Source organism: Sulfurovum zhangzhouensis, assembly GCF_030347965.1.
In the GTDB taxonomy this organism is placed as follows: domain Bacteria; phylum Campylobacterota; class Campylobacteria; order Campylobacterales; family Sulfurovaceae; genus Sulfurovum; species Sulfurovum zhangzhouensis.
Genome location: NZ_JAQIBD010000001.1, coordinates 864,470 through 887,786, shown reverse-complemented (window position 1 = coordinate 887,786; position 23,317 = coordinate 864,470). Strand labels below are relative to the sequence as shown.

Genomic DNA, 23,317 nt, shown 5'->3' with positions numbered 1-23,317 from the left:
AGATGAAAAAGGTTTTAGTCATGGTATGGGCTCTGATGGCATTAGCAAGTCTTTTACAGGCAGAGATGAAGTGCGCTGCAGGTAAATGCGGAGGCAAGATGCAAGAATCAAAACCTAAAAAGATGATGAAGATGTTTCAGAGTGTATCACCCTCTGAAGCAATACTCCTTCAATCAGGAGATGCAAAAGTATTTTGCCCGAACTGTGGTATGAACCTGCCTATGTTTTATAAGACCAATCATGCAGCTACCATCAACGGTCAAGTAAAACAGTATTGTTCGATACACTGTCTGGCTGAGGATGTTCAAAAGGGGCTCAAGCTTTCAGAAATCAAAGTAGTGGATGTCATCAGCTTAACGTTCATTGATGCAAAGAAGGCATATTATGTTGTCGGCAGCAGCCAAAAAGGTACGATGAGCATGAACAGTAAATATGCGTTTGCTCAAAAAGCAGACGCTGAAGCTTTTGCAAAAATCAATGGAGGGGAACTGACAGATTTTGACGGTGCACTTCAAAAAGCGCAGGAAGAGTTTCAAAATGACTGTAATATTGTTAGCCAAAAGCGCGATGAAATGCGTGAGATGGGGGAAACACTCTATAGTAACAAGTGTCAAAAGACAGATGAAAAGTTTGACTCTATAGCTGAAGCTAAAGCATTTATCCTCACTCATAAACTCTGCGAAGAATTAAATCCTAAGCAGCTGCAGGCTATCGGGCTTTATCTTCAAAGCAGATAGATGCTACACTTTGCCTAAATAACAAGAGATCGGGTTCCCCTACGCTCTTGAGAGGTGTCATTTGAAAAAAACGATTTTTATATTTTTTATAATACTTTTACTTCCTCTTTTTGCCAATGATATCAGTCAGGCTAAAGTGATCAAACTGACCCAAAAGGGTGAGAAGATTGTCAAAAATATGTGTAAGATTGATAATCTGCCGTCAGCTACCGGCACGATTGACCTATTGATCCAAAAGATCAAGGATTCACAGGCATGTCCGTCTCTTTCACCGAGCCAACTGGAAGCAGTTGCCTACTATATCAGTGACGGAAGTATGAAGGCTCAAAAAGGACATATCCATGTACCTCAGGGTGCCAAGTGCCCTGTCTGCGGGATGTTCGTTGCTAAGTATCCTAAGTGGGCCGCTTTGATAACTCATGATGAAGAACAAACTTACTATTTCGATGGGGTAAAAGATATGATGAAATACTATATCTTTGATGGTAATTTCCCTTTTGAACGTGATAGGATCACTATGATGAAAGTAACTGATTACTATAGCTTGGAAGCAATTGATGCGAAGTCGGCATTTTATGTTTATGATTCTAACGTGTATGGACCGATGGGACGGGAACTTATCCCATTTATTACATTGGATGATGCAAAGACATTTAGTCGTGAACACCAAGGAAAGAGGATATTACACTTTAATGAGATCACTGATGCCATGGTAATGGCATTGGATGGACTTTAATAAGAGGTTTACGCAGTTGATCAAGCAGTTCTTATGGATGGTAAGTTTTTTGATTGTGTTGGCAACTCTGACAGTCAGTCACTATCTCTGTGTAGATAGAACATCGCAAAAAGAAGCTTTTTCTCAGGTTGTAGCAGTAACCGGTCTCGCATCACCTTCGTTTAGTACTGCATTTTATGAACCAAACGTTTTGGGTGAAAAGATAGAGCATCCTGTTTTTCCTCAAATGCAATCACTGAATAGAATGGATTTTGTCTATGCTGAATAAGTATCCGTTTTTACATTTTCTTACTCTGCTGCTTTTTAAACAGAAGATCAAACACATGGGTATTATGTCGATTTCTGTCATCATGGTCACACTGGTAAGTTCGGTACTCTTTATCTCGACATCTCTTCAGCATACGTTGCAGGATACACTTGCTAAACAAGCAGATTTTACAGTAAACAAAATCGAGGCAGGCAGATCTGTAAAGACACCGCTTGCATGGGTTGATAAGATCATTGAGATCGAGGGGGTATCGGATGTGACACCTCGTGTTCACGGCCGTTACTTTTATGCACCTGGTGAAGAGTCATTTTTGATTGTCGGTATTGATTTCTTTGAAGAACAGAGTGCAAAAGCATTGCAAGTATTGTTAAAAGATGTCGATCTCAAGCAATTTTTCAGTACGGACAGTATGATCGTAGGAAAGGGGGTGAAAACTTTTTTTCAAACACATTACTATACAGACAGCTTTTCGTTTAAGACACCTCATGGAGTATTTAAAAAGGTGAAGATTTATGAGGTCTTGCCCAACTCACTGAATTTGTTTACCAATGATATGATTATTATGCCTATTGAGCTTGCACGGGAGATTTTTGGATTGGGGGAAGATGAGGTCACGGATATTACTTTTAATGTTCCCAATGATGCAGAGTGGGACAATATCATAAGTAAGTTGCATCTACTGGACTATGATATGAGAGTAGTGGAGAAAAGGGAGATTCAAAAAGCGTATGAGAACCTCTATAACTACAAGGGGGGTATTTTTTTAATTCTCTATATTATTTCACTGCTTACTTTTATGCTGATCTTATACCAAAGATACTCTATGGTCTACTCTAACGAGCGAAAAGAGATAGGTATTTTAAGAGCGGTTGGCTGGAGTATCAAAGATATTTTGAGGTTGAAGTTCTATGAGACATTGATCCTTGTCATTACAAGTTTTATCATAGGTGTAGTAGTCGCATACGGTTATGTCTTTATCCTGGGAGCTCCAATTTTGATCGAGATCTTTTTGGGCGGTGCAAATCTATCCAATGAAGTACGGTTGATCCCGACGATAGAGTTTGGTGTACTTGGATCTATCTTTTTACTCTATGCGGTACCTTTTTTTACAGCTGTACTGATCCCTGCATGGAGGATCGCTGTGATCCCACCTAAAGAGGCAATGCAATGATAAAGATTGAAGGTGTAAGTAAAACATTTGGTGAGGGTAAAGAGCTCTTTGCAGCACTGAAGTCTATTGACCTTGAGGTGAAAGAGGGTGAATGTGTGATACTAAGCGGTATTAGTGGGAGCGGGAAGTCAACACTGCTTTCACTTATTGCTGCGCTTGACCGACCAAGTAGCGGGAAGATCGTTGTAGATGGTGAACTGATCTCTAAACTGCCTGATCTGCATGCATCAGCTTACCGTGCAAAGATTATCGGAGTGGTGTTTCAGCATTTTAACCTGTTAGAATCATTAAGTGTGGAAGAGAATGTGATCATTCCTTTGATCAACAGTGGTTTAGATATGCCTACCATCCATTTGATGGCAGAGCAGGCTATGCAGCGTGCCTTGATCCAGCATAAATCATCTCAGGATGTCTCTTCGCTTTCAGGAGGTGAGAAACAGCGTTGTGCTATCGCAAGGGCTTTGGTACATGACCCTAAGATCATTCTTTGTGATGAGCCAACGGCCAACCTTGATAGGGAAAACTCACTTAAGTTTATTGAAATGATTCAAAGACTGCATGAAACAGGAAAAACGATTATTGTGGCTACACACGATCCGCTTTTTGACAAATTGCCCTTTGAGAGCCGTATCATACATATGGAAGATGGGGCAATAGGAAGCAGCAGTGAATGAGATCTTTCTAAGCAACGAGGTGATCACCTATCTCCTCTCTGAGATAGTGCTTTATATTTTGCTGTTGATTGCAGCGATTGCTACTGTAGGTATCTTGAAGGGATGGAACTTTGATCACTTTACTGAGAAGCAGTTTGTATTAGAGAACCGTTCCTATCTGGTGATGAGTATTATCTTTTTTGTACTTGGCCTCAAAATAGTTCTTCTTCCTTATTTTGCCTATACTATTGATTCACTTTCTGTCTTAGTACCTGGAGCAATGTGCGCAGCAGGTGTGATCGATGCGAATGGGTATGGCGATCCTTTATTGGTTTTAAAGATCATGATACTTTTTGTAAGTGGTCTATGGCTTAGGGTGAACCGCATTGATCTAGGAGAGAAGAGCTATCCCTATATGAAGCTTAAGTCGTGGTTTTTTCTTTTGATCTTTATACTTTTGAGTGTAGAGGTAGTACTAGATATCTTATACTTTAGTCATATAGAAACTACCAAACCGGTGAGTTGCTGTTCAGTCATTTTTGGGGAGCTTGGGGGGAATACACTTCCTTTTGGTCTTGATATAAAGAAGCTTTTGATACTTTTTTATCTACTCTATATTCTTTCAGTATTGATGCTTCATTCCCAACGCTATGTTATGCGGGTAGCAGTAATGCTCTTTTTCGGACTTATTGCTTACTATAGTATCGTTTATTTTTTTGGTACTTATATCTATGAACTTCCTACGCACAGGTGTCCGTTTTGTATGCTTCAAGCAGAGTACTTTTATGTAGGATATATTCTCTGGGGACTTCTTTTTATGGGTATGTTTTTAGCTATAGAAAGTGTAGTACTTGAAGGAGTATTTGGAAAAAATGCACTGAAACTAAAAAAAGTTTCGATAGGATTGCTTACTTTATTTGTATTGCTATGCAGCAGCTATGTCGGTATCTATTATCTTAAGAACGGAGTTTTTTTATGAAAACGTTTATGCTCAATCTTCTTACCATTGTAATTGTGATTGCTATTATTATCATTTTATTGCTCTCTTTAGGAACTGACCAGGGGGCACGATATGTCTTCAAAGGAAATACGGCCTATGAACCTATAGTGATCAAGCCCAAAGAGTATCAATGTTCAGAGTGTAGTATGGATATCGAAGTAATGGAGTATAATGCACAGATTATCACACCGGAGGGTGATACCTATTTTTTTGATGATATCGGATGTTTGGTACTTTGGCTGGAGAACCGTACGATAACAACACAAAAGAGCATTACCAAAACATTGGATACGGGACATTGGATCGATGTAGATAAAGCGTGGTATATACGTACTGCTCCTTCTCCTATGGGTTATGGATTTGCAGCATATGAGAATAAGCAAGAGGGTTTTATCCCCTATGAAGAGATGAAACTTTTGATGTTGCAGGGGAAAAATCTTCATGATCCGTTTGTTAAGAAATCACTTTTAGGTCCCTCATAATGTAACTTTTTAGTAACATACCGAAACGTCTGTAAGTGATGTGGCAGACATTTTCCTTGTTTGATTTTTCATCTAACTCCTTTTTATCATTTTTTAGCTATACTTAGATGTATTTTAAACTTATAAGGAGCAATCAAATGGCACTATTTGATGACGTAAAAGAAGTAGTTGTTGAGCAACTTAATGTAAGCCCAGACGAGGTAAAAGAAGATTCTAAGTTTGTTGAAGACCTTGGTGCTGACAGCCTAGATGTAGTAGAACTTGTTATGGCACTTGAAGAGAAGTTCGATATCGAAATTCCTGATGATCAAGCTGAAGCAATCGCTACAGTGAATGATGCAATCAAGTTCATCGAGAGTGTTCAGTAAGTAGCCCGTCTCACCCCCATAGTCGGGGTGATTTTAGGATAGATCTTAGCATTTTTTGAAATGTTAATATATATCTTATTTGTACAGGAGAGATAGTGAGAAGAGTAGTAGTGACAGGTTTAGGGATGATCAACTCTCTAGGACTTGAAAAAGAGAGCGCATTTGCTGCAATGGTCGAGGGTAAGTGTGGTATCAAAGAGATCACATCATTTGATACAGAGAACCACTCAGTGAAGATTGCAGGAGAAATCACGGATTTTGATCCGTCTACTGTTCTGGATGCAAAAGAAGCGAAAAAAGCTGACAGGTTTATTCAACTTGGAATGAAAGCGGCACAAGAGGCAATGGATGATGCTAAAATCCCTGAAAATACTGACATGGAGAGATTTGGTGTCGTATCTGCGTCTGGTATCGGTGGATTGCCAAACATTGAGAAGAACTCTGTAATCTGTGAAAGCAAAGGTCCAAGGAGAATCTCTCCATTCTTCATCCCTTCATCATTAGTGAATATGCTTGGTGGATTTGTCTCTATCTATCAAGGACTAAAAGGTCCTAACCTTTCAGCAGTTACTGCATGTGCAGCTAGTACACATGCGATCAATGAAGCTGCAAAAAGTATTATGGTAGGTACAGCAGATAAAATGTTGGTAGTAGGTGCAGAAGCTGCGATTTGTGAAGTAGGGATCGGTGGATTTGCTGCAATGAAAGCACTTTCTACACGCAATGATGATCCGCAAACTGCATCAAGACCGTTTGATGCAGATCGTGACGGATTTATTATGGGTGAGGGTGCAGGTGCATTGGTACTTGAGGCGTATGAAGATGCTGTTGCACGTGGTGCAACGATCTACGGAGAGCTGATCGGGTTCGGTGAAAGTGGTGATGCAAGTCACATTACATCACCTTCGATGGATGGTCCACTTAGAGCTATGCAAATGGCATACAAAATGGCAGGTGAACCGAAAGTTGATTATGTCAATGCACACGGTACTTCGACTCCGGCAAATGACAAGAATGAAACTGCAGCACTTAAAGAGCTTTTTGGCGGTAAAGAGAATTGTCCTCCTGTAAGTTCTATCAAGGGACAAATCGGTCACTGTCTTGGTGCAGCAGGTGCCATTGAAGCTGTAACATGTCTTATGGCAATGAGAGACGGTGTACTTCCTCCGACAATTAACTACATGACTCCGGATGAGAACTGTGATCTTGACTATGTACCAAATGAGGCTAGAAAAGCTGATCTTAATATTGTAATGAGTAACTCATTTGGTTTTGGTGGAACAAACGGCGTAGTGATCTTCAAAAAGATATAAGGGAATAAGATGGCAACATACTTAGAGTTTGAGAAGAAGATCGAGCAGATACAAGAAGAGATTGTTTCTGCATATGCCATCGCCAATATGGATGCTGTAGCGAGACTACAAAGTGATTTGGAAAAAGAGGTAAACAAGACATTTGGTGCACTCTCAGATTTTCAAAAACTTCAACTTGCACGTCATCCGGATAGACCTTATGCTCTTGATTATATTAAAGAGATCATGCATGATGCATATGAGATCCATGGAGACCGTGCATTCCGTGATGATCCGGCTATTTTATGTTATATTGGCTGGATCGGTGATCAAAAAGCAATGGTAATCGGAGAACAAAAAGGGCGAGGGCAGAAGAACAAGATCAAAAGAAACTTTGGTATGCCAAATCCTGAAGGGTATAGAAAAGCATTGCGTGCAGTAAGGCTTGCAGAAAAGTTTGATATTCCTGTAATGATGTTAATTGACACTCCGGGTGCATATCCTGGTTTAGGTGCAGAAGAGCGTGGACAGAGTGAAGCGATTGCTAAAAACCTTTTTGAATTTGCAGCAGTAAAAGTACCAATGATCTCCATCGTGATCGGTGAAGGCGGTTCAGGAGGTGCCTTGGCAATCGGTGTAGCTGATAAGCTTGCAATGATGCGTTACTCAGTCTTTTCAGTCATCTCTCCTGAAGGATGTTCTGCAATTCTTTGGAATGACCCAAGTAAAGTAGAAGTCGCAACTAAAGCATTGAAGATCACTCCAAATGACCTGTATGAGCATAAGCTTGTAGATGATGTTCTAGAAGAACCGCTTATTGGTGCGCATCGTGACAAAGATACAGCGGCTACAGTGATCAAGAACTACTTCTTAGAAAATGTAAAGGCGCTTAGAGGACTAAGTGTAGATGAACTTCTTGAGCAACGTTATCAAAGATTAACTGCTGTTGGTGCTTTTTCTGAATAAAATGCAAACAGACTCTGTCTGTTTTGTATCTCTTGTATAAACGTGTTATTTAGACAACTCTTTTTACAAGAGAATGTTGACACTATGTTCCACTCTCCTTTATCAGGAGGCTCAAGCGACTAGTCGCTTTTTAATCTTCTAAAAAATAATAGAGTAAAAATGTTACATGAAATAGCACAAACTATCGTTTCTTATATTGGTGATCTTGGCTACATCGGTATCTTTCTGCTCATGTTTCTTGAGAGTACTTTTTTCCCTTTCCCGAGTGAAATTGTAATGATCCCGGCTGGTTACCTTGCATATCGAGGTGAAATGAATCTGTATGGTGTTGTTTTTGCCGGTATTTTAGGTTCTGTGGCAGGAGCACTCTTCAACTATTATTTAGCAATTTACGTAGGGCGTACATTTATTCTACGATATGGCAAATATTTTTTTATCAAAGAAGAGACGATGGAAAAGCTTGAGCGGTTTTTTCAAACACATGGAGAACTTTCTACATTTAACGGCAGACTTATTCCCGGTATACGCCAGCTTATATCATTGCCTGCAGGATTGGCAAGAATGCATGTTGGAAAGTTCTCTTTGTATACAGGACTTGGAGCCGGTATATGGGTGATAGTCCTGGTATCGCTGGGATACCTGTTGGGATCACAAGAAGAGCTTATTTCAGAGTACCTGCGTTCAGCGACACTGATCGCACTACTGTGCGTAATACTTATTACTCTCTTTTATGTCGTAAGACATAAAAGACGCAAGAAAATTCTGGATAATGATTAGTCCAGTATCCAGGAAAGATATTTTTTCTTTTTGATCTTGACAGTTTTCAGTGCTTTTTGTACTTTTTTTATCACATTATGGTTTAGTGCAATATAGGCATTACTATCTGTGATATCTATCTTGCCTATCTCTTCTGTGCCAATACCAATTTCTTTGCAGAGTGTACCTAGTATATCACCTTTTCTAAGCTTTGTTTTTTTCCCTCCGTTAAGACAGAGAGTATCGAAGTCTGATTGCATTTTATACTTACTGTCAGTTTGCAATTCCTTTAGCATACCCTTACGTGCTCTTGAGGTGATATAATGACACTTTGAGCTCTCTTCAGGCGTATACAATGATAGAGCTATACCTGAAGCATCTGCACGTCCTGTACGTCCTATACGATGCGTATAAACTTCTTTGTCAAAAGGAAGGTCATAGTTAATCACCAGTTCTATCTCTTTGATATCCAGACCTCTTGAAGCAACGTCTGTAGCAACAAGTATACGTTTAGAGCCATTGGAAAAAAGAATGATAGATTCATTGCGGGCCCTTTGATCCAAATCCCCTTGCAGATCAATGACGGAGTGACCAAGTGCATGAAGTCTTTCAGCAAGAGTAACAACATCGGCTTTAGTATTGCAAAAGATAAGCAATGAAGTTGGTTTGAATGAATTGATCAGAGTGATGAGCGCATGAAACTTATCCGAGGTTTCATAGACAATTTCATCAATTTTACCAGCTTCTTGTAGTGTATCTACTTTTATCGATAGTGGATTAATGAGTAGCTTTTTACTCAGATGTTCAATCTTGCTAGGAAAGGTTGCTGAGAAAAGAAGTGTTTGCCTGGGTGTTGGTATATTGGAGGCTATACTGACTATATCATCATAGAAGCCCATATCCAGCATCTTATCAGCTTCATCGAGTATAAGTGTACTGATATTATCAAGTTCCAGTGTATGTTTGCTTAAATGATCTTTGAGTCTACCAGGTGTACCTATAAGTATATGTGCCCCTTTTGCCAAAGAGTCTGCTTGTGACCGTAAGGGTACACCACCATAAAGTGTAAGGATCTTTAGATTGGCTTTGTAAGCAGCTAACTTTCTTAGTTCAGTCGCAACTTGTTCAGCAAGTTCACGGGTAGGTGTAATGATAAGTGTTTGTGGTCTATTAGCTGCTATATCCGTACGTATAACGGCAGGTAAACCAAATGCAAGTGTCTTACCTGAACCAGTTTTGGATTGTGCGAAAAGATCTCTACCTTCAAGTATAGCAGGAATGCTCTCTTCTTGTATTTTCGTCATCTGTGTGAAGTGAAGATCTTCAAGTATGTCTAAGAGGGCAAGTGGTATTTCGCTGATTGTATTAAAATATGTCATAGTGTTCTTCGTAAAGATAGTTTAAAAAAGTTTATATAAAGAGAGAGTGTATAAAAACGGGCTACAACGCCCGTTAGATTTTGAAGAATTAAGCGTTTTCTTGTTGCTCTTTTCTGTACTTAAGGATCATATTGAGTGCTTCATCTTTCAAAAGAAGCTTCTCTTTTTTCATTTTTTCAAGTTCCATATCTGAAAGGTGAAGTCTTCCTTCATCTGCATCAGTTGTCATTTGATCAAGTTCATTGTGTTTTTCAAAGATCTTTGCAAAGTGTGCATTCTCTTGCTTTAGAGTGCTAATTTCATCTCTATATTCGTGTAGCATAGTCTACTCCTGTAAATATTTATACTATTTTATCTATTTTGTGATTAGAAGAGATTGAGAGAAGTGAAGTTATCATATTTTTTGTAGATAAAATAGTATAGGCCTTAGTGGTAAAAAACCACTAAAGTCCTTAACAGATATTATTTATGTTCTATACTCTGCGTTTATCTTGACATACTCATAGCTTAGATCACACCCATAAGAGGTATATGTACCATCTCCGAGCCCGATATCGCAAGTCACTTTAAAGCTTTCTTTCTTCATGATTTCATAGGCTTTGTCTTCACGTACTTTATCTAGCTCTCTATTGTTACAGTCATAGATAAGTAAGTCATCATAATGGATCACGAGTTTCTCATCATCACATGCGATACCGGATGCACCTATCGTTGAAGCGATACGTCCCCAATTTGGATCTTCTCCAAAGAGAGCTGTTTTTACAAGTAATGAGTTTGAAAGTGCGACACTAGCAGTACGTGCTTCCTCTATCGTTCTTGCTCCTTTAACCTCAAATGTTACCAGTTTGTTGGCACCTTCACCATCTTTGAGGATCATCATCGCAAGCTCGAACATGATCTTCTCCAAAGCCTCTTTAAACGCTTCCTTATGGTATTTCCCTGAAGTTTTGTTCGCAAGCAGCATGACAGTATCATTTGTAGAGGTATCACCATCAACTGAGATACGGTTGAATGATTGCTCTGTACTTTCTGTAAGTAATGTATCCATATCAGATTTAGGCACATCAGCATCTGTTGTAATAAAGCAGAGCATGGTAGCCATAGCAGGGTTGATCATTCCTGCGCCTTTACAGATCGCGGCGATATTAAAACTCTCCCCATTCTCAAGCTCTACTTTAAAAGCCAGTTCTTTTTTGAAACTATCTGTGGTCATGATGGCACGTGCAGCCTTGTTAGAGTCCTTACCATTGAAATCAAATGCATCAAATGCTGAAGCAATCTTATCTAAAGGCAAACGGTAGCCTATGACACCGGTTGAAGACATAACAGGGTTAAGGACATCAATCTTTGCCGAGAGTTTTGACATAAGGGCATCGATATCTTCAACTCCTTTATCTCCTGTCATGGCATTGGCATTTTTTGCATTGATCAGGACAAAGTCTGTCTGAAAGTTTTTTGGGTACTTTTGAAAGTGTTTGATCGGTGCAGCCTGAAATTTGTTTTGAGTAAAGGTCGCACTAACATCACATGGGACCTCTGAACGGATAAAGGCTACATCACCGTCTTCTGAATTTTTTCGCAATCCTACATTGGTTGATCCGCAGTAAAATCCTTGAACATTCTCCAGCCCCTTGTCTAAAGGTATGATTTTATACATTGTTAATTCTCCATTTGATAAATAGTATATGAATAATTGGATAGTAAGAGAAAAGGTATTCTAAACGTACCTTAACTCTTCGGGTTTTTCTTTACGCCTGATCAAACTTTTCGCTTTAGCGATCCCTTCACTTGTACCGATAAGCAAAAGCTTAGATTTTGGCATGATGATCGTCTCTCCGTTAGGCATTGGAATAAACTTGTCATCTTTTTGACGGATACCGATGATCGTTACGTTGGCAACATCACGCAGCCTTGCTGTTTTGATTTTCTTAAGCGCCAGCCATGAGGTTTTTGAGACTTTGGCTTCTTCCATATCCAAAGGAGTATCTTGCTTATAAAGAAACTCCTGAAGCAGGTTTTCCATATCCGGTCGTGCCGCCATCGCATTGATACGCTGTGCAAGAAGTTTGGTTGCTGTTACAACTTTATCTGCACCTAGTTTAAGTAGTTTCTGATCATCTTCACTGCTTCTCGCATTGGCAATGATAAGGTAAGGCTGTCCTCTGTGAATCTCACTTTCATAGAGGCGTACCGAAGCGATCGTAGCAATATTGTCAGCGATATTGTCAGCTAGGGCAATGACCCCTTTTGCTGAGGATAGGTGCGATTTAAGTATCCCCTCTTCAGTATGCGGTTCAGCAGATACAAAGTACGGATAGTGATACTTTTTAGCTACCTCTTCAAGATCCTCTCTTGGATCCACCACCACAAAAGGAATGTGGTTTGCTCTAAGATGTTTTGTCACCTGAATAGTATATTCGTTGTGATAACATACGACGAAATGCTGCTTTAGTCTTGCGATCTCATAAAGCATTTTACGCTCCTTAGCAGTTTTTTGAAACTCACCTTTTTTGACCACCTCTGCAATGATACCCACGGCTATGGAGAAAACAACAAAGCCGAAGATAATCAACGTAATTGTAAAGATACGTCCTGCATCCGAGATGGGTTGGATCTCTCCAAATCCAACTGTAGTAAATGTGATCCCTGTTTGATAAATCGCGTCCATCAGAGGGAAATGGTCGATGATCATATAGCCCATCGTACCGGCTAACATTACAAGTACAGTAAGAATAAGTGGGAGTCTAAATGGAGCTAAATGACTGTAATATTCATCATTTAGTGTTATATGCGGTTTTGGGGCGCTTCTCCAGTTGAGAAACTTTTTGAATCTTTGGATAGGACCCAAAGGCTTGTATCCCGACGGAGTGGGATACTAGTTAGCTGCAGTTTGTGCAGCTATCTTTCTCATTGTTCTGAGTGTAGAAGCAGCAACTTTAATTCTTTTTGTTGTACCGTCTTCAAGTGTGATCTTTACTGATCTAAGGTTTGGAAGTTGTCTTTTCTTTGTCTTGTTGTTAGCGTGTGATACGTTATATCCAACAAGTGGACCTTTTCCAGATACTGAACATCTTCTTGCCATGATATTTCCTTTGTATAATAATAGATAAATTCAACCTTCATATGTAAAAAGGTGAACATTTTGTGCGATTATAGAGTAAATGACCATAATTTTTGCTTAATATATACAATCAGTTCATTTAACACTAAAGTCCGAACAATTTTTTCATCATTATTGCCCGTTACACCCCGATATTTGGCAGCTTATCATCTATATTTCGTTATAATAACTATAAATTATATCATAATAGGGTTAGTATGTTAGTTGCACCGAGTATATTATCGGCAAATTTTGGAGAGTTGGCAAAGGATGTAGAGGCGATCTGTGAGGGGGGATGTGATCTTGTGCATGTGGACGTGATGGATGGGCACTTTGTTCCCAATCTTACGATCGGACCTGTTGTCGTAGAGTCTGTAGCAAAAGCTGCTACCAAACCACTTGATATTCATTTAATGGTACAGAACAATACTTTCTTTGTAGATCTTTTTGCACCATTAAAACCAGGATTTATCTCCTTTCATATAGAAGAGGAGAAACACCCGCATAGATTGATCCAGAAGATCAGATCCCTAGGGATACGTCCTGCGATTGTACTTAACCCTCATACGCCTCCCGAAGCAATCGAGTTTTTACTTGAAGATATCGACATGGTACTTTTAATGAGTGTGAATCCGGGATTTGGAGGACAGAAATTTATTCCATCTGTAATAGAAAAAGCTAAACGTTTGAAGGAACTCATTGAAAAGAGAAATCCAAAATGTCTGATCGAAGTAGATGGCGGGGTTAATGATGTGAATGTAAAAGAGTTGGAAGCTGCAGGTGTAGATGTCGTTGTAGCAGGATCTTATGTTTATAAGCATCCTGAGGGTGTAGCAAAAGCGATAGCATCATTAAAATAAATTGTTCAGAGCGGGGTTGTGTAAGTGAAAAATAGAAAACTAAGAGTAAAGATCTGCGGTATAACTAACTTAAGAGATGCATTACATGCCGTAGAGTGCGGTGCAGATGCATTAGGGTTTGTCTTTTATAATCAGTCACCAAGATATATCAGCCCTGAAGCGGCAAAAAAGATTGTTGATAAATTGCCTCCTTTTGTTGAAACGGTAGGCTTATTTGTCAATGAAGGAGTAGAGACGATCGATACGATCTGTAAATATACTGATATTTCCCGAGCACAGATACATTTTGAAGTTGATGAAGAGTCACTAGATCAGTTGAATGAACAGGTTCTTCCGGTTGTACGGGTAAAGAGTCCGGAGGATATCAAAAAATTTGATCACAGATACCGTTTGGTGGATGTACATAGTGACGTATATGGAGGAACAGGAGAACGTCTTAATCTCGAGTGGTTCAAAGATGTAGATTGTTCGAAGATCATTTTGGCAGGCGGGTTAACCCCGGAAAACATTCAAGAAGTAAAAAAATACGGCTTTTACGGTGTTGATGTAAGTTCAGGGGTAGAGTCTATCAAAGGGAAAAAAGATCCTAAGAAAGTAGAGCAGTTTATCGCTAATGCAAAAGGTTTTTGAGGAACTAACCAATGCATTTCGTCAGCATAAAGGTGTCTTGACGCCAGAGCAGTATGAGCATATTGCTATCAAGCATACAACACTTTTAGAAGATGCCGATACGATCTTTATCCTTCTTCAGGCATCCGGCTATCCTATCTCACAACGAGAAGATGAGAGCTATCAGTTAGATACCTACTTCACACCTTATTATGAACAGCATTACTGTGTTATCGATATTGAGACCAATGGAAGTAAACCGGGGGATTCTCAGATCATAGAGATAGGTGCAGTGATGGTAAAAAACGGTCAGATCATCGATCGTTTTGAAACTTTTGTAGAGTGTGCTTTTTTACCGGAGTATATTACTAAAATCACTGGGATAGAACCACAAGACTTGATCGGTGCACCCAGTAGAAAAGAGGCTTTAACTAAATTACGTTACTTTATGGGTGATGCAGTATTTGTAGCACACAATGCCAACTTTGATTATAGTTTTTTGGGTGCTTCTTTTGAACGTTTTGGACTGGGTAATATAGGAAACCCAAAGCTTTGTTCGATTGATCTGGCAAAACGTACCTTTGAAAGTGAACGTTACGGTCTAGCTTATCTGATTGATTTTTTGGGTATTGATATGGCAACTCACCATAGAGCCTATAGTGATGCCTATTGTGCATACCAGGTAATGCGAAAGAGTTTTGAGACTGTACCCGACTATGTGAGAAGTGCTGATGACCTTATCGTTTTTTCAACCTCTAGCAGGAAAGCGCGTACTAAGAAAAAAGAGGAAGTGAAGAATTCATCCGATGAGTGATCATTCACTCCATACTTTTTGTTTTGCTAAAAGATGGTGTAAAAAAAGTACCTGTGCAAATACCGGAGCAAAGAGATTGAGTAACGGGATATAATTAAAGAGTGATCCGATCATTGCGATGAGCGTGGATTGTTTACTTTTTTCTTTGAGTACTTTCTTATCACTGATAAATAAAGAACCGACATCATAAACTGTAGGTGCCTTGAGCAGGATGGACCATAGATAGAGCATCACTGCTTGACCTAAGATCGGTATGAAAATCAGTGGAAGCAGCAGGATAAACAATCCAAGAAAAATACCGCTTGACTTCAATGTTATCAGCACCGAAGTACGTATATCGGCACTTCCTACGATTGGTGTGGAAGGATAGTGTTTTTTTGCCAATGTGATCAGTAATTTTTCACTCATGAGAGCAGTAAGGAGTGATACCATTATGATAAAAAGGGTATATCCTACGACTACTGAGGCTAGAGAAGTAATGATAGCATTAAGCCACCCCCACGGTATCCAGCTAACATAAGCTGAGATCAGTCCAGAGAGCAGATCCCATACAAACCAGCTGAGTATAAAAGTACTTACCAGTGAAAGTATGGCAATTTTAATTACAAAGGTAATGACTGATGGACTGAGGATATCCTGGAGACTCTTTGTAATGATCTGTTTCATTATAGATATTCGTTTTTGAAAGCTACATAGCGTTGTGCTGAAGCATAGAGCTCTTTTACCTCTTCATCCGTGAGCTCACGTACCACTTTTGCAGGACTTCCCATAATGAGACTTCTTGGAGGGAACTTCTTATTTTTGGTAACAAGGGCATCCGCACCTACAATTGATTCTTTACCGATAACCGCACCATCAAGGATTGTCGCACTCATTCCGATCAGACAGGCATCTTCGATAGTACAACCGTGCAGCATTACTCTATGTCCCACAGTAACATCATTCCCGATAATAGTAGGGTGACCATCACTCATATCTTCTTTTTTATGATGGGTGACATGGATCATACTGAGGTCTTGTATATTGGTGCGGTCCCCGATAGAGATATAGTGTACATCACCACGTACCACGCAACCAAACCATATCGCACTGTCTTCACCCATAGTAGTACGTCCTACAACTGTCGCACCCTCTGCGATCCAGGCATTTTTGCCTAGTTTCGGTGTCCACTCTTTAAATTTTATTAACATTAACTCTCCTTTATTTCTTTCTCCTTGAAAATGAGCAAAGCTCCTTTTCAATTCCTATCACTAAAGCTTCGCCTTTCGGCTCAGACGTTATTAACTCTCTTTGAGCAGTCGATTCGCCAGACGGTTGACATAGTCCGGTGTCTCTTTTTTTGATTTATTGTGAACTTTGTTGGTATAGTCCTCAAGAATCTTATGATTGTCTACCAATTTTCCAAGTACAGGTACTTTGACATAATTTCCGTCCGGTTGAAGTTTCCAGTTGAGGTGGTTATCAGCCAGCTGAAGCATCAAAATCTGAATGATCTTTTGTGTATGATGATCTTCAGTGATCGGTGTCATAATTTCTACACGTCTTATCAGATTTCGTGGCATAAGGTCGGCACTGGCTATATAGCATTTGGTCTTTGCATGTTTGAAATAGTAGATACGCGGATGTTCAAGGTATTTACCGATAATGGAGTGTACTGTGATATTCTCGCTCACACCTTTAATTCCGGGTTTCAAACAACAGATCCCCCGGATGATAAGATCGATCTTGCATCCCTCCTGAGAAGCCTTATAGAGCGCTTTGATAATATCCTGGTCTACCAGTGAATTGGCCTTGAGGATCATATGCCCTTCTTTACCGTAACGGCTCTCTTTTTCGATAAGACGAAGCAGTTTTGGTTTGATCTGCGTTGGTGCCATATAAAGCGTATCAAGTTTTGTATAAGTAGAGAACCCTGTCAAGAAATGGAAAAAGTTTGTCGCATCTTTGACATACTCCTCTTTGGATGTGAAGTAGGAGATATCTGTATAGATCTTTGCTGTACTTGGATTATAGTTTCCAGTTGCAACATGTACATAACTTTGCAGTTTTTTACCTTTGCGTTTGATTACCTGCGCGATCTTTGCATGTACTTTGAGCCCTGGGATTCCATACACGACATGTGCTCCTACTTCTTCGAGCAGTTTCGCCCAACGGAGGTTATTTTCTTCATCAAAACGTGCTTTCAGCTCTACCAGTACCATGACTTGCTTACCGTCTCTTACTGCATCGATCAATGCTTTGACAATGGGTGACTTTGGACCGGCACGGTAGAGTGTCATACGGATGGCAAGTGTATCAGGATCTGCCGCTGCTTGAGAGATAAACTTGACTACAGGATCAAAACTGTCAAACGGATGGTAAAGCAGAATATCCTGTTTGTCTATTACTTTAAAGATGTCTTCACGGTCAAGTGGCGGTAGTATCTTCGGAGTAAAGGTTGGCAACACAAGATGTGATAAAGAGTTTTCCCCTACAATCTGCCATAGGCTTCCAAGATCAAGAGGGATAGATTTGTACGGATATATATCTTCATGATCAAGATTGAGATAAGAAAGCAAAAACTGCATCAAGTCATCGTTTACGCCTGCAAGTAGCTCAAGGCGGATAAATGATCCTTTATTTCTTGAACGTAGACCCTCTTGCAGGATCTCAAGGAAATCATCCGCTTCCTCCTCTTCAATCTCAATATCAGCATTTCTAGTGACCCTAAACGGAGTAGAGGCTATACATTTGAACCCAGGGAAGAGTTCTGATGCAAAGTATTCAACAACAGTATCTATCGGTACGAATGTATGTTCCAACTGTATAAATCGCGATAAGATACGCGGGATACGGATAAGACCATGCTTGATTTGATCGGAGTCATCTTTGAGCGTCAGTGCCAGACCGAAGCTGAGGTTGTTAAGATGAGGGAAAGGGTGTGTCGCATCTACGGCGATCGGGATAATAACCGGATAGATCTCATTTAAAAAGATCTCTTTGACCTGTGCCTGATCTTTATCGTTCAGGCTGTTGTAATTTTTGATATTGACACCATAAGTATAGAGCTCTGAGACGATTGAGTTGTAGCATGACTCAAGGATCTCGTGTTCTTTATGAAGATAGTTACGTATCTCTTCAAGCTGTTCACCTGGAGTAAGCTTATCGGGACCTGTCTCCTGAATACGTGCTGAGTAGAGAGATTTAAGCCCGGCTACACGTATCATATAGAACTCATCAAGGTTAGTTCCGTAAATTGCAATAAATTTAAGTCTCTCAAGCGGCGGCAGGTTCTCATCAAGTGCTTGTGCAAGTACACGGGAGTTGAACTGCAGCCATGAAAGTTCACGGTTAAAATAGAGTTGTGATGAATTCAGATCCATTGACACGATACATCCTTTTGTCATTACTGTGAAAATAGGCAAAATGGTTAAGCTATACGATTATATTCTCACATTCTTTATTACGCGTATTATAACAAAAGTTTAAAATTGCCCGATAACTTTATACTAAAGCTTTTTAATCTTAGCGATCTCATCGCGCAGTCTTGCCGCCTCTTCAAACTCGAGATTTTTGGCTGCTGCAAGCATCTTGGCCTTGAGCTCTTTGATCACTTTTTGGCGTTCGGCTTTGGGCATTTTGTCCAGTTTACTGCGTTTATTATAGAGTTCACCGGCATCTTCGACTTTGAGATCGGTATCAAGTTCCCTGACCGTAGTCTTTGGTGTGATATTGTGTGCCTTGTTGTATGCCATCTGCTTTTGGCGTCTTGCTTGTGTAGTTTCAATAGTAGTTTTCATCGACTCAGTCATTTTTTTGGCGTACATCAGTACCTTACCATTGGAATTTCTGGCTGCACGCCCCGATGTTTGTATCAGTGAAGTGGTGGAGCGGAGGAATCCTTCTTTGTCTGCATCAAGGATCGCTACCAGACTTACTTCAGGCAGGTCAAGTCCTTCTCTAAGCAGGTTGATTCCTACCAGGATATCAAATTCACCAAGGCGAAGTGAACGGATCGTCTGGTTACGTTCGATCGCATCCATCTCAGAGTGCATGTAGCGTGCTTTAAGTCCCAGGTCATTATAGTAGGTTGTCAGTTCCTCAGCCATCTTTTTGGTCAGTACAGTGACGAGTATTCGTTCGCCCCTTTCAATCACGGGTTTCATCTTGTCATGCAGATCTTCTACTTGATAAGTACTGTCAATGACCTCTATTTCAGGATCGAGTAGCCCTGTAGGACGAACGACCTGTTCAGCAGTGACCGAGGAGAGTTCTCCTTCGATCTGTGCAGGTGTCGCAGAGACGAAAAGATAGTGCGGCGCTTTGTTAATATACTCATCAAATTTGAGCGGACGGTTATCTAATGCTGAAGGCAGACGGAAGCCATGCTCAACCAGTACCTCCTTACGGCTTCTATCCCCGGCATACATACCGCGAAACTGTGGAAGTGAGACATGGGATTCATCAACGATCACCAGATACTCATCATGCATTGCTTCAAAATAATCCATCATAGAGTAAGGAGTTTCTCCAGGTTTTTTTCCTGTAAGGTGTCTGGAGTAGTTCTCAATCCCTTTACATATACCTGTAGCTTCCAGCATTTCAAGGTCGAACTCGGTACGCTGTTTGAGACGGTTATACTCTACAAGCCGTTCCTCTTTTTGATAAAAAGCCAGTCTTTCATCCAGCTCTTCTTCGATACTTTTGATAGCACGGGCCAATTTTTCTTTGCCTACGATGAACTGGTTGGCTGAGTAGATAGTAACCTCTTTTTTGTGCTCGTCTTTTTCCCCGGTCAGTGAATTGAATGTATAGATATCCTCGATCTCATCACCAAAGAATTCTATACGGATAGCAAACTCCTCAGAGTAAGCAGGATAGATATCAATCACCTCCCCGCTGACACGGAAGTTTCCACGGTCAAAATACTCATCATTACGTTTGTATCCCATATCGACCAGTCTAAGCAGCAATGCTTTCTGGTCATACTCTTCACCCATACAGAGCTTTTGCACGATACTTTTATAATCATCAGGAGAACCCAATCCGTAGTTGGCAGAGACTGATGCAACGACGATCACATCATCATGACTGAGTAGAGAAGCTGTTGCAGAGAGCCTTAACCGCTCAAGCTCCTGGTTGATAGAGCTGTCTTTCTCGATGAAAAGATCTTGTCTTGGAAGATAAGCCTCAGGCTGGTAGTAGTCATAGTAGCTGATAAAGTACTCTACATGGTTATTGGGGAAAAAGGCTTTAAACTCACTGTAGAGCTGTGCAGCCAGTGTTTTGTTGTGTGTCATGATGAGGGTTGGCTTTTGTGTTTTTTCGATCACTTTTGCCATGGTATATGTCTTCCCTGAACCTGTTACACCCAGCAGCGTTTGATAGCGGTTGCCTGCCAAGATAGAGTTGCTTAAAGCTTCTATTGCACCAGGCTGATCTCCGGAAGGTTTATAAGGACTGCTTACACAAAATTTGGACACAAAATACCTTTTTTTTCTCTCTTGTTTCTTGTTAAAATTTTGCTATTATATCACAACCAAATATCAAGGAGAAGTGTATGTCTGCGTTACAAAGACTACAAGAGAAGATCGAGCAGTGGAGAGTGGATTTCGAAGCGCTTAAAAGTGAAAATGCTCAATTGAAGATCGAATTGCAAAATGCTACGGGTTCCAAAGAAGCACAATCTTCACAGATTGAAAGTTTAAAGCGTGAACTTGAAGAGAAAGATGCGGAGATCGAAAAGATCATTGCACAAGTTGAAACATTGCTAGATTAAGCTTTTAACAGCGAAAGGAACTGCTATGAAACAGGTTGGACTGACGATCTCCGGCAATCGTTATAATATAAGTTTGGAAGATGATTTTGCTGATTTTGTTTATAAGGACTTGGAAGAAGCAGGAGTTGAGCTGTTTAAAGACAACAAACCCGATGCCCTGCTAAGGGCTTATCTCCGCCTGGCAAAACAGGCGACATCTTATGAAAATGAGATAGAACTCCTTATTGAGACTTTGGATAGTCTCTCTTAAGATTCCTCGTGATCTAAATTACTAAGTTTTTAAAAGACTTCTATAAATTTTTGATTTGTTTTCAAAAAAATTGAAGTTTTAGATTAGTTAAAGGTTAGAAGACTTATAATGGTATTCGTCCAGTTAATGAACTGGTATTAATTTTTTATTTAGGAGTTAAATATGAGACGCGGATTTACTATGATCGAATTGGTATTCGTAATTGTTATTATTGGTATTTTGGCAGCAGTTGCTATCCCTAAGCTAGCAGCAAATAGAGATGATGCAGCAGCAAAAGTATGTGAAAATGAAGCAGCAGCGCTTCTACAAGAGCTTTCAGGATTCTATGCAAAAAATGGATACTTTGATAACATTGAAAGAATGTCTAGCCTACGTGTAGGTGTTGCTACAGTATCAGGAAATGGACAAAATGGTATTGCTGAAGCTGCAGGTACAATCCCAGCTGTAGATGGTCAAACAATTTCATACGCTTGTAACGGTGATGTTGTTGTAACGTATTCTGCTGAAGCAAGTACTTATACTGATGCAAATGCAGTTGTTCACAATCAAGTAGGTATGGTTACAACTGCAACTGTTCCAGCTGCATCGAATGTACCAGGTACAATCTTAAATGCTGACTTCACAAACAGAGAATGGTATAAAGCTGCTCCTGGTTACGTGATCGGTGGTAACTAATATTTAGTTTCACTCCTCTCAGGCTTTTTGCCTGGGAACATTCTCCTTCTTTTCTTTTTATCAATTTTTTTTATCTTTATTATGTTTAGTCCACAGAAATAATCATTTGAATTTTAACTATATAATATGCTAAAATATAAAAATATACTATATAGTGAGAAAGGGATTTATATGGTTGGGAGTAGAAAAGCATTTACAATGATAGAAATGGTCTTTGTGATTGTCGTGATAGGAATATTAGCAGCAGTTGCTATCCCCAAGCTAGCTGCAAATAGAGCTAACACGGAAGCAAAAGTATGTGAAAACGAAGCAGCAACACTTCTACAGGAGATTTCAGGATTTTATGCTAAGAATGGATATTTTGATAATATTGAAAGAATGTCAAACTTGCGTATAGGTATTACAGAAACATCTGGAAATGGTCAAAATGGTATCATAAATGTTGCAGGTACGGTTCCTGCTGTAAATGATGCTACAGGAATTTCATACGCTTGTAACGGTGATGTTATTGTTACTTATACCGCAGAATCAAGTACTTATACTGATGCAAATGGTGTTATACACAATCAAGTGGGTATGGTTGCCATAGCAGGTATTCCTTCTGCATTAAATATCCCAGGTACAATCGCACTTGCTGATTTTAATGAGAAATCATGGTTTAAAGCTTCACCTGGCTATGTCATCGGCGGTAACTAATATTTCGTCTTACTTCTCTCAGGCTTTTTTGCCTGGGAACAATCTCATTTTTGTTCTTTTTGTTATGCGGGTTTCAAAAAAATAAGCATTTGTATTAAAACAATATAATATGCTACAATAGAGAATAGTAAGAGTGGGAGGTGCTACATGGTACAGAAGAGAGTTGCATTTACTATGATTGAAGTTATATTAGTACTTGTGGTGATAGGTATATTAACAGCAGTTGCACTTCCTAAACTTGCGGGGAATAGAGATGATGCTGCTGCAAAAGTATGTGAAATGGAAGCAACTACTTTACTACAGGAACTTACAGGATATTACGCAAAACATAGTACTTTTGACCGTATTGGAAATATGTCGAATATAAAAACCGGAACATTACTTGTTGAAAGTCAGAATGGTATTGCACAAATTGCTACGGAAGTACCTGCATTAGATGGCAACGCTGTAGAATATGTATGTAATGGGGAAATTCTGGTTACATATCAGCCTGTGACTTATGAATTCACAAATCTACAAGGACGCATAATTAGACAAGCCGGTATGACCACAACAGGTAACAGTGCGGTAAAGAGTAATGTTGCGAAGATCGTGTACTCGGAATTTATGAAAAAACACTGGTTCAAACCTGACACTCCCGGTTATGTAATCGGTAGTAATAACTAATAGGAATTTTTCTACGAATATGCATTTTACTTTAGTATTGTCAGAAAGATACTTTTGAGTTATTGGAACTATTTATATGAT

Annotated in this window: 28 protein-coding genes; 19 read left to right on the top strand and 9 right to left on the bottom strand. The window is 39.7% G+C overall.

Translation table 11 applies throughout. The features are described 5' to 3' along the window. The first annotated feature begins 2 nt into the window (after positions 1 to 2). From PGH07_RS04610 to PGH07_RS04560, 11 genes are all read left to right on the top strand, one after another. Entirely contained in the window at positions 3 to 737 is a 735-nt protein-coding gene (locus PGH07_RS04610) for a nitrous oxide reductase accessory protein NosL (RefSeq protein ID WP_289412907.1), read from the top strand. 61 nt (positions 738 to 798) lie between these two features. Beyond that, entirely contained in the window at positions 799 to 1,473 is a 675-nt protein-coding gene (locus PGH07_RS04605) for a nitrous oxide reductase accessory protein NosL (RefSeq protein WP_289412906.1), read from the top strand. Next, on the top strand, positions 1,463 to 1,741 hold the full coding sequence (locus PGH07_RS04600; RefSeq protein ID WP_289412905.1) for a hypothetical protein: 279 nt from the start codon (positions 1,463 to 1,465) through the stop codon (positions 1,739 to 1,741). The genes PGH07_RS04605 and PGH07_RS04600 overlap by 11 nt, the downstream gene beginning before the upstream one ends. Continuing rightward, positions 1,731 to 2,912 (top strand): ABC transporter permease, encoded by a 1,182-nt coding sequence (locus tag PGH07_RS04595; RefSeq protein WP_289412904.1) that lies wholly within the window; start codon positions 1,731 to 1,733, stop codon positions 2,910 to 2,912. The genes PGH07_RS04600 and PGH07_RS04595 overlap by 11 nt, the downstream gene beginning before the upstream one ends. Next, on the top strand, positions 2,909 to 3,586 hold the full coding sequence (locus PGH07_RS04590; RefSeq protein ID WP_289412903.1) for an ABC transporter ATP-binding protein: 678 nt from the start codon (positions 2,909 to 2,911) through the stop codon (positions 3,584 to 3,586). Before PGH07_RS04595 ends, PGH07_RS04590 begins: the two co-directional genes overlap by 4 nt. Then, on the top strand, positions 3,579 to 4,544 hold the full coding sequence (locus tag PGH07_RS04585) for a hypothetical protein (protein ID WP_289412901.1): 966 nt from the start codon (positions 3,579 to 3,581) through the stop codon (positions 4,542 to 4,544). Before PGH07_RS04590 ends, PGH07_RS04585 begins: the two co-directional genes overlap by 8 nt. Next, positions 4,541 to 5,047, top strand: a complete 507-nt coding sequence (locus PGH07_RS04580) for a hypothetical protein (RefSeq protein WP_289412898.1) — start codon at positions 4,541 to 4,543, stop codon at positions 5,045 to 5,047. Before PGH07_RS04585 ends, PGH07_RS04580 begins: the two co-directional genes overlap by 4 nt. Before the next feature lie 137 nt (positions 5,048 to 5,184). Further along, positions 5,185 to 5,415 carry an acyl carrier protein gene (acpP, locus tag PGH07_RS04575; protein WP_289412895.1) on the top strand — a complete coding sequence of 77 codons (231 nt, stop codon included), beginning with the start codon at positions 5,185 to 5,187 and terminating at the stop codon, positions 5,413 to 5,415. A gap of 95 nt (positions 5,416 to 5,510) precedes the next feature. Continuing rightward, the gene (locus PGH07_RS04570; protein WP_289412893.1) at positions 5,511 to 6,728 is read left to right on the top strand and encodes a beta-ketoacyl-ACP synthase II; all 1,218 of its coding nucleotides are present in this window, start codon (positions 5,511 to 5,513) and stop codon (positions 6,726 to 6,728) included. Positions 6,729 to 6,737: 9 nt separating this feature from the next. Continuing rightward, positions 6,738 to 7,673, top strand: a complete 936-nt coding sequence (gene accA, locus PGH07_RS04565; RefSeq protein WP_289412890.1) for an acetyl-CoA carboxylase carboxyl transferase subunit alpha — start codon at positions 6,738 to 6,740, stop codon at positions 7,671 to 7,673. A gap of 159 nt (positions 7,674 to 7,832) precedes the next feature. Then, positions 7,833 to 8,450, top strand: a complete 618-nt coding sequence (locus PGH07_RS04560; protein ID WP_289412889.1) for a DedA family protein — start codon at positions 7,833 to 7,835, stop codon at positions 8,448 to 8,450. Here PGH07_RS04560 and dbpA read toward each other — a convergent pair. From dbpA to rpmB, 5 genes are all read right to left on the bottom strand, one after another. Beyond that, positions 8,447 to 9,808, bottom strand: a complete 1,362-nt coding sequence (gene dbpA, locus PGH07_RS04555; RefSeq protein WP_289412886.1) for an ATP-dependent RNA helicase DbpA — start codon at positions 9,806 to 9,808, stop codon at positions 8,447 to 8,449. The genes PGH07_RS04560 and dbpA overlap by 4 nt on opposite strands. A gap of 88 nt (positions 9,809 to 9,896) precedes the next feature. Next, positions 9,897 to 10,130, bottom strand: a complete 234-nt coding sequence (locus PGH07_RS04550; protein ID WP_289412885.1) for an HP1242/YdcH family protein — start codon at positions 10,128 to 10,130, stop codon at positions 9,897 to 9,899. A 144-nt stretch (positions 10,131 to 10,274) separates the two neighbouring features. Beyond that, positions 10,275 to 11,465, bottom strand: a complete 1,191-nt coding sequence (gene argJ / locus PGH07_RS04545; RefSeq protein ID WP_289412884.1) for a bifunctional glutamate N-acetyltransferase/amino-acid acetyltransferase ArgJ — start codon at positions 11,463 to 11,465, stop codon at positions 10,275 to 10,277. Positions 11,466 to 11,525: 60 nt separating this feature from the next. Continuing rightward, positions 11,526 to 12,656: a potassium channel family protein gene (locus PGH07_RS04540; protein ID WP_289412882.1), complete on the bottom strand. Its 1,131-nt coding sequence runs from the start codon at positions 12,654 to 12,656 to the stop codon at positions 11,526 to 11,528. A 27-nt stretch (positions 12,657 to 12,683) separates the two neighbouring features. Next, positions 12,684 to 12,890: a 50S ribosomal protein L28 gene (gene rpmB, locus PGH07_RS04535; protein ID WP_289412880.1), complete on the bottom strand. Its 207-nt coding sequence runs from the start codon at positions 12,888 to 12,890 to the stop codon at positions 12,684 to 12,686. A 236-nt stretch (positions 12,891 to 13,126) separates the two neighbouring features. Between rpmB and rpe the strand changes: the two genes are divergently transcribed. The 3 genes from rpe to PGH07_RS04520 are packed head-to-tail and all read left to right on the top strand — an operon-like array spanning position 13,127 to position 15,191. After that, entirely contained in the window at positions 13,127 to 13,768 is a 642-nt protein-coding gene (rpe, locus tag PGH07_RS04530; protein ID WP_289412878.1) for a ribulose-phosphate 3-epimerase, read from the top strand. Positions 13,769 to 13,792: 24 nt separating this feature from the next. Beyond that, positions 13,793 to 14,398: a phosphoribosylanthranilate isomerase gene (locus PGH07_RS04525; RefSeq protein ID WP_289412876.1), complete on the top strand. Its 606-nt coding sequence runs from the start codon at positions 13,793 to 13,795 to the stop codon at positions 14,396 to 14,398. Beyond that, entirely contained in the window at positions 14,382 to 15,191 is an 810-nt protein-coding gene (locus PGH07_RS04520; protein WP_289412874.1) for a 3'-5' exonuclease, read from the top strand. The genes PGH07_RS04525 and PGH07_RS04520 overlap by 17 nt, the downstream gene beginning before the upstream one ends. Here the strand turns inward: PGH07_RS04520 and PGH07_RS04515 are convergent, their stop codons facing one another. From PGH07_RS04515 to uvrB, 4 genes are all read right to left on the bottom strand, one after another. After that, on the bottom strand, positions 15,192 to 15,857 hold the full coding sequence (locus PGH07_RS04515) for an EI24 domain-containing protein (protein ID WP_289412873.1): 666 nt from the start codon (positions 15,855 to 15,857) through the stop codon (positions 15,192 to 15,194). Continuing rightward, on the bottom strand, positions 15,857 to 16,381 hold the full coding sequence (locus PGH07_RS04510; RefSeq protein WP_289412870.1) for a gamma carbonic anhydrase family protein: 525 nt from the start codon (positions 16,379 to 16,381) through the stop codon (positions 15,857 to 15,859). The genes PGH07_RS04515 and PGH07_RS04510 overlap by 1 nt, the downstream gene beginning before the upstream one ends. Before the next feature lie 90 nt (positions 16,382 to 16,471). Continuing rightward, complete coding sequence (locus tag PGH07_RS04505) at positions 16,472 to 18,553, bottom strand: RNA degradosome polyphosphate kinase (protein ID WP_289413091.1); 2,082 nt, start codon at positions 18,551 to 18,553, stop codon at positions 16,472 to 16,474. A gap of 126 nt (positions 18,554 to 18,679) precedes the next feature. Next, positions 18,680 to 20,653: an excinuclease ABC subunit UvrB gene (gene uvrB / locus PGH07_RS04500; RefSeq protein WP_289412868.1), complete on the bottom strand. Its 1,974-nt coding sequence runs from the start codon at positions 20,651 to 20,653 to the stop codon at positions 18,680 to 18,682. Positions 20,654 to 20,730: 77 nt separating this feature from the next. On the opposite strand from uvrB, the gene PGH07_RS04495 reads away from it, so the two are divergent. From PGH07_RS04495 to PGH07_RS04475, 5 genes are all read left to right on the top strand, one after another. Beyond that, the gene (locus PGH07_RS04495) at positions 20,731 to 20,949 is read left to right on the top strand and encodes a hypothetical protein (protein ID WP_289412866.1); all 219 of its coding nucleotides are present in this window, start codon (positions 20,731 to 20,733) and stop codon (positions 20,947 to 20,949) included. 25 nt (positions 20,950 to 20,974) lie between these two features. Then, the gene (locus tag PGH07_RS04490; protein WP_289412864.1) at positions 20,975 to 21,199 is read left to right on the top strand and encodes a hypothetical protein; all 225 of its coding nucleotides are present in this window, start codon (positions 20,975 to 20,977) and stop codon (positions 21,197 to 21,199) included. A 162-nt stretch (positions 21,200 to 21,361) separates the two neighbouring features. Continuing rightward, positions 21,362 to 21,874, top strand: coding sequence for a type II secretion system protein (locus PGH07_RS04485; protein ID WP_289412861.1), 513 nt, complete (start codon positions 21,362 to 21,364; stop codon positions 21,872 to 21,874). Between the two features lie 171 nt (positions 21,875 to 22,045). Beyond that, a complete protein-coding gene (locus PGH07_RS04480) occupies positions 22,046 to 22,570 on the top strand; it encodes a type II secretion system protein (RefSeq protein WP_289412859.1) in 525 nt (174 codons plus the stop codon). A gap of 147 nt (positions 22,571 to 22,717) precedes the next feature. Continuing rightward, entirely contained in the window at positions 22,718 to 23,236 is a 519-nt protein-coding gene (locus PGH07_RS04475) for a type II secretion system protein (RefSeq protein WP_289412857.1), read from the top strand. Positions 23,237 to 23,317 lie beyond the last annotated feature (81 nt).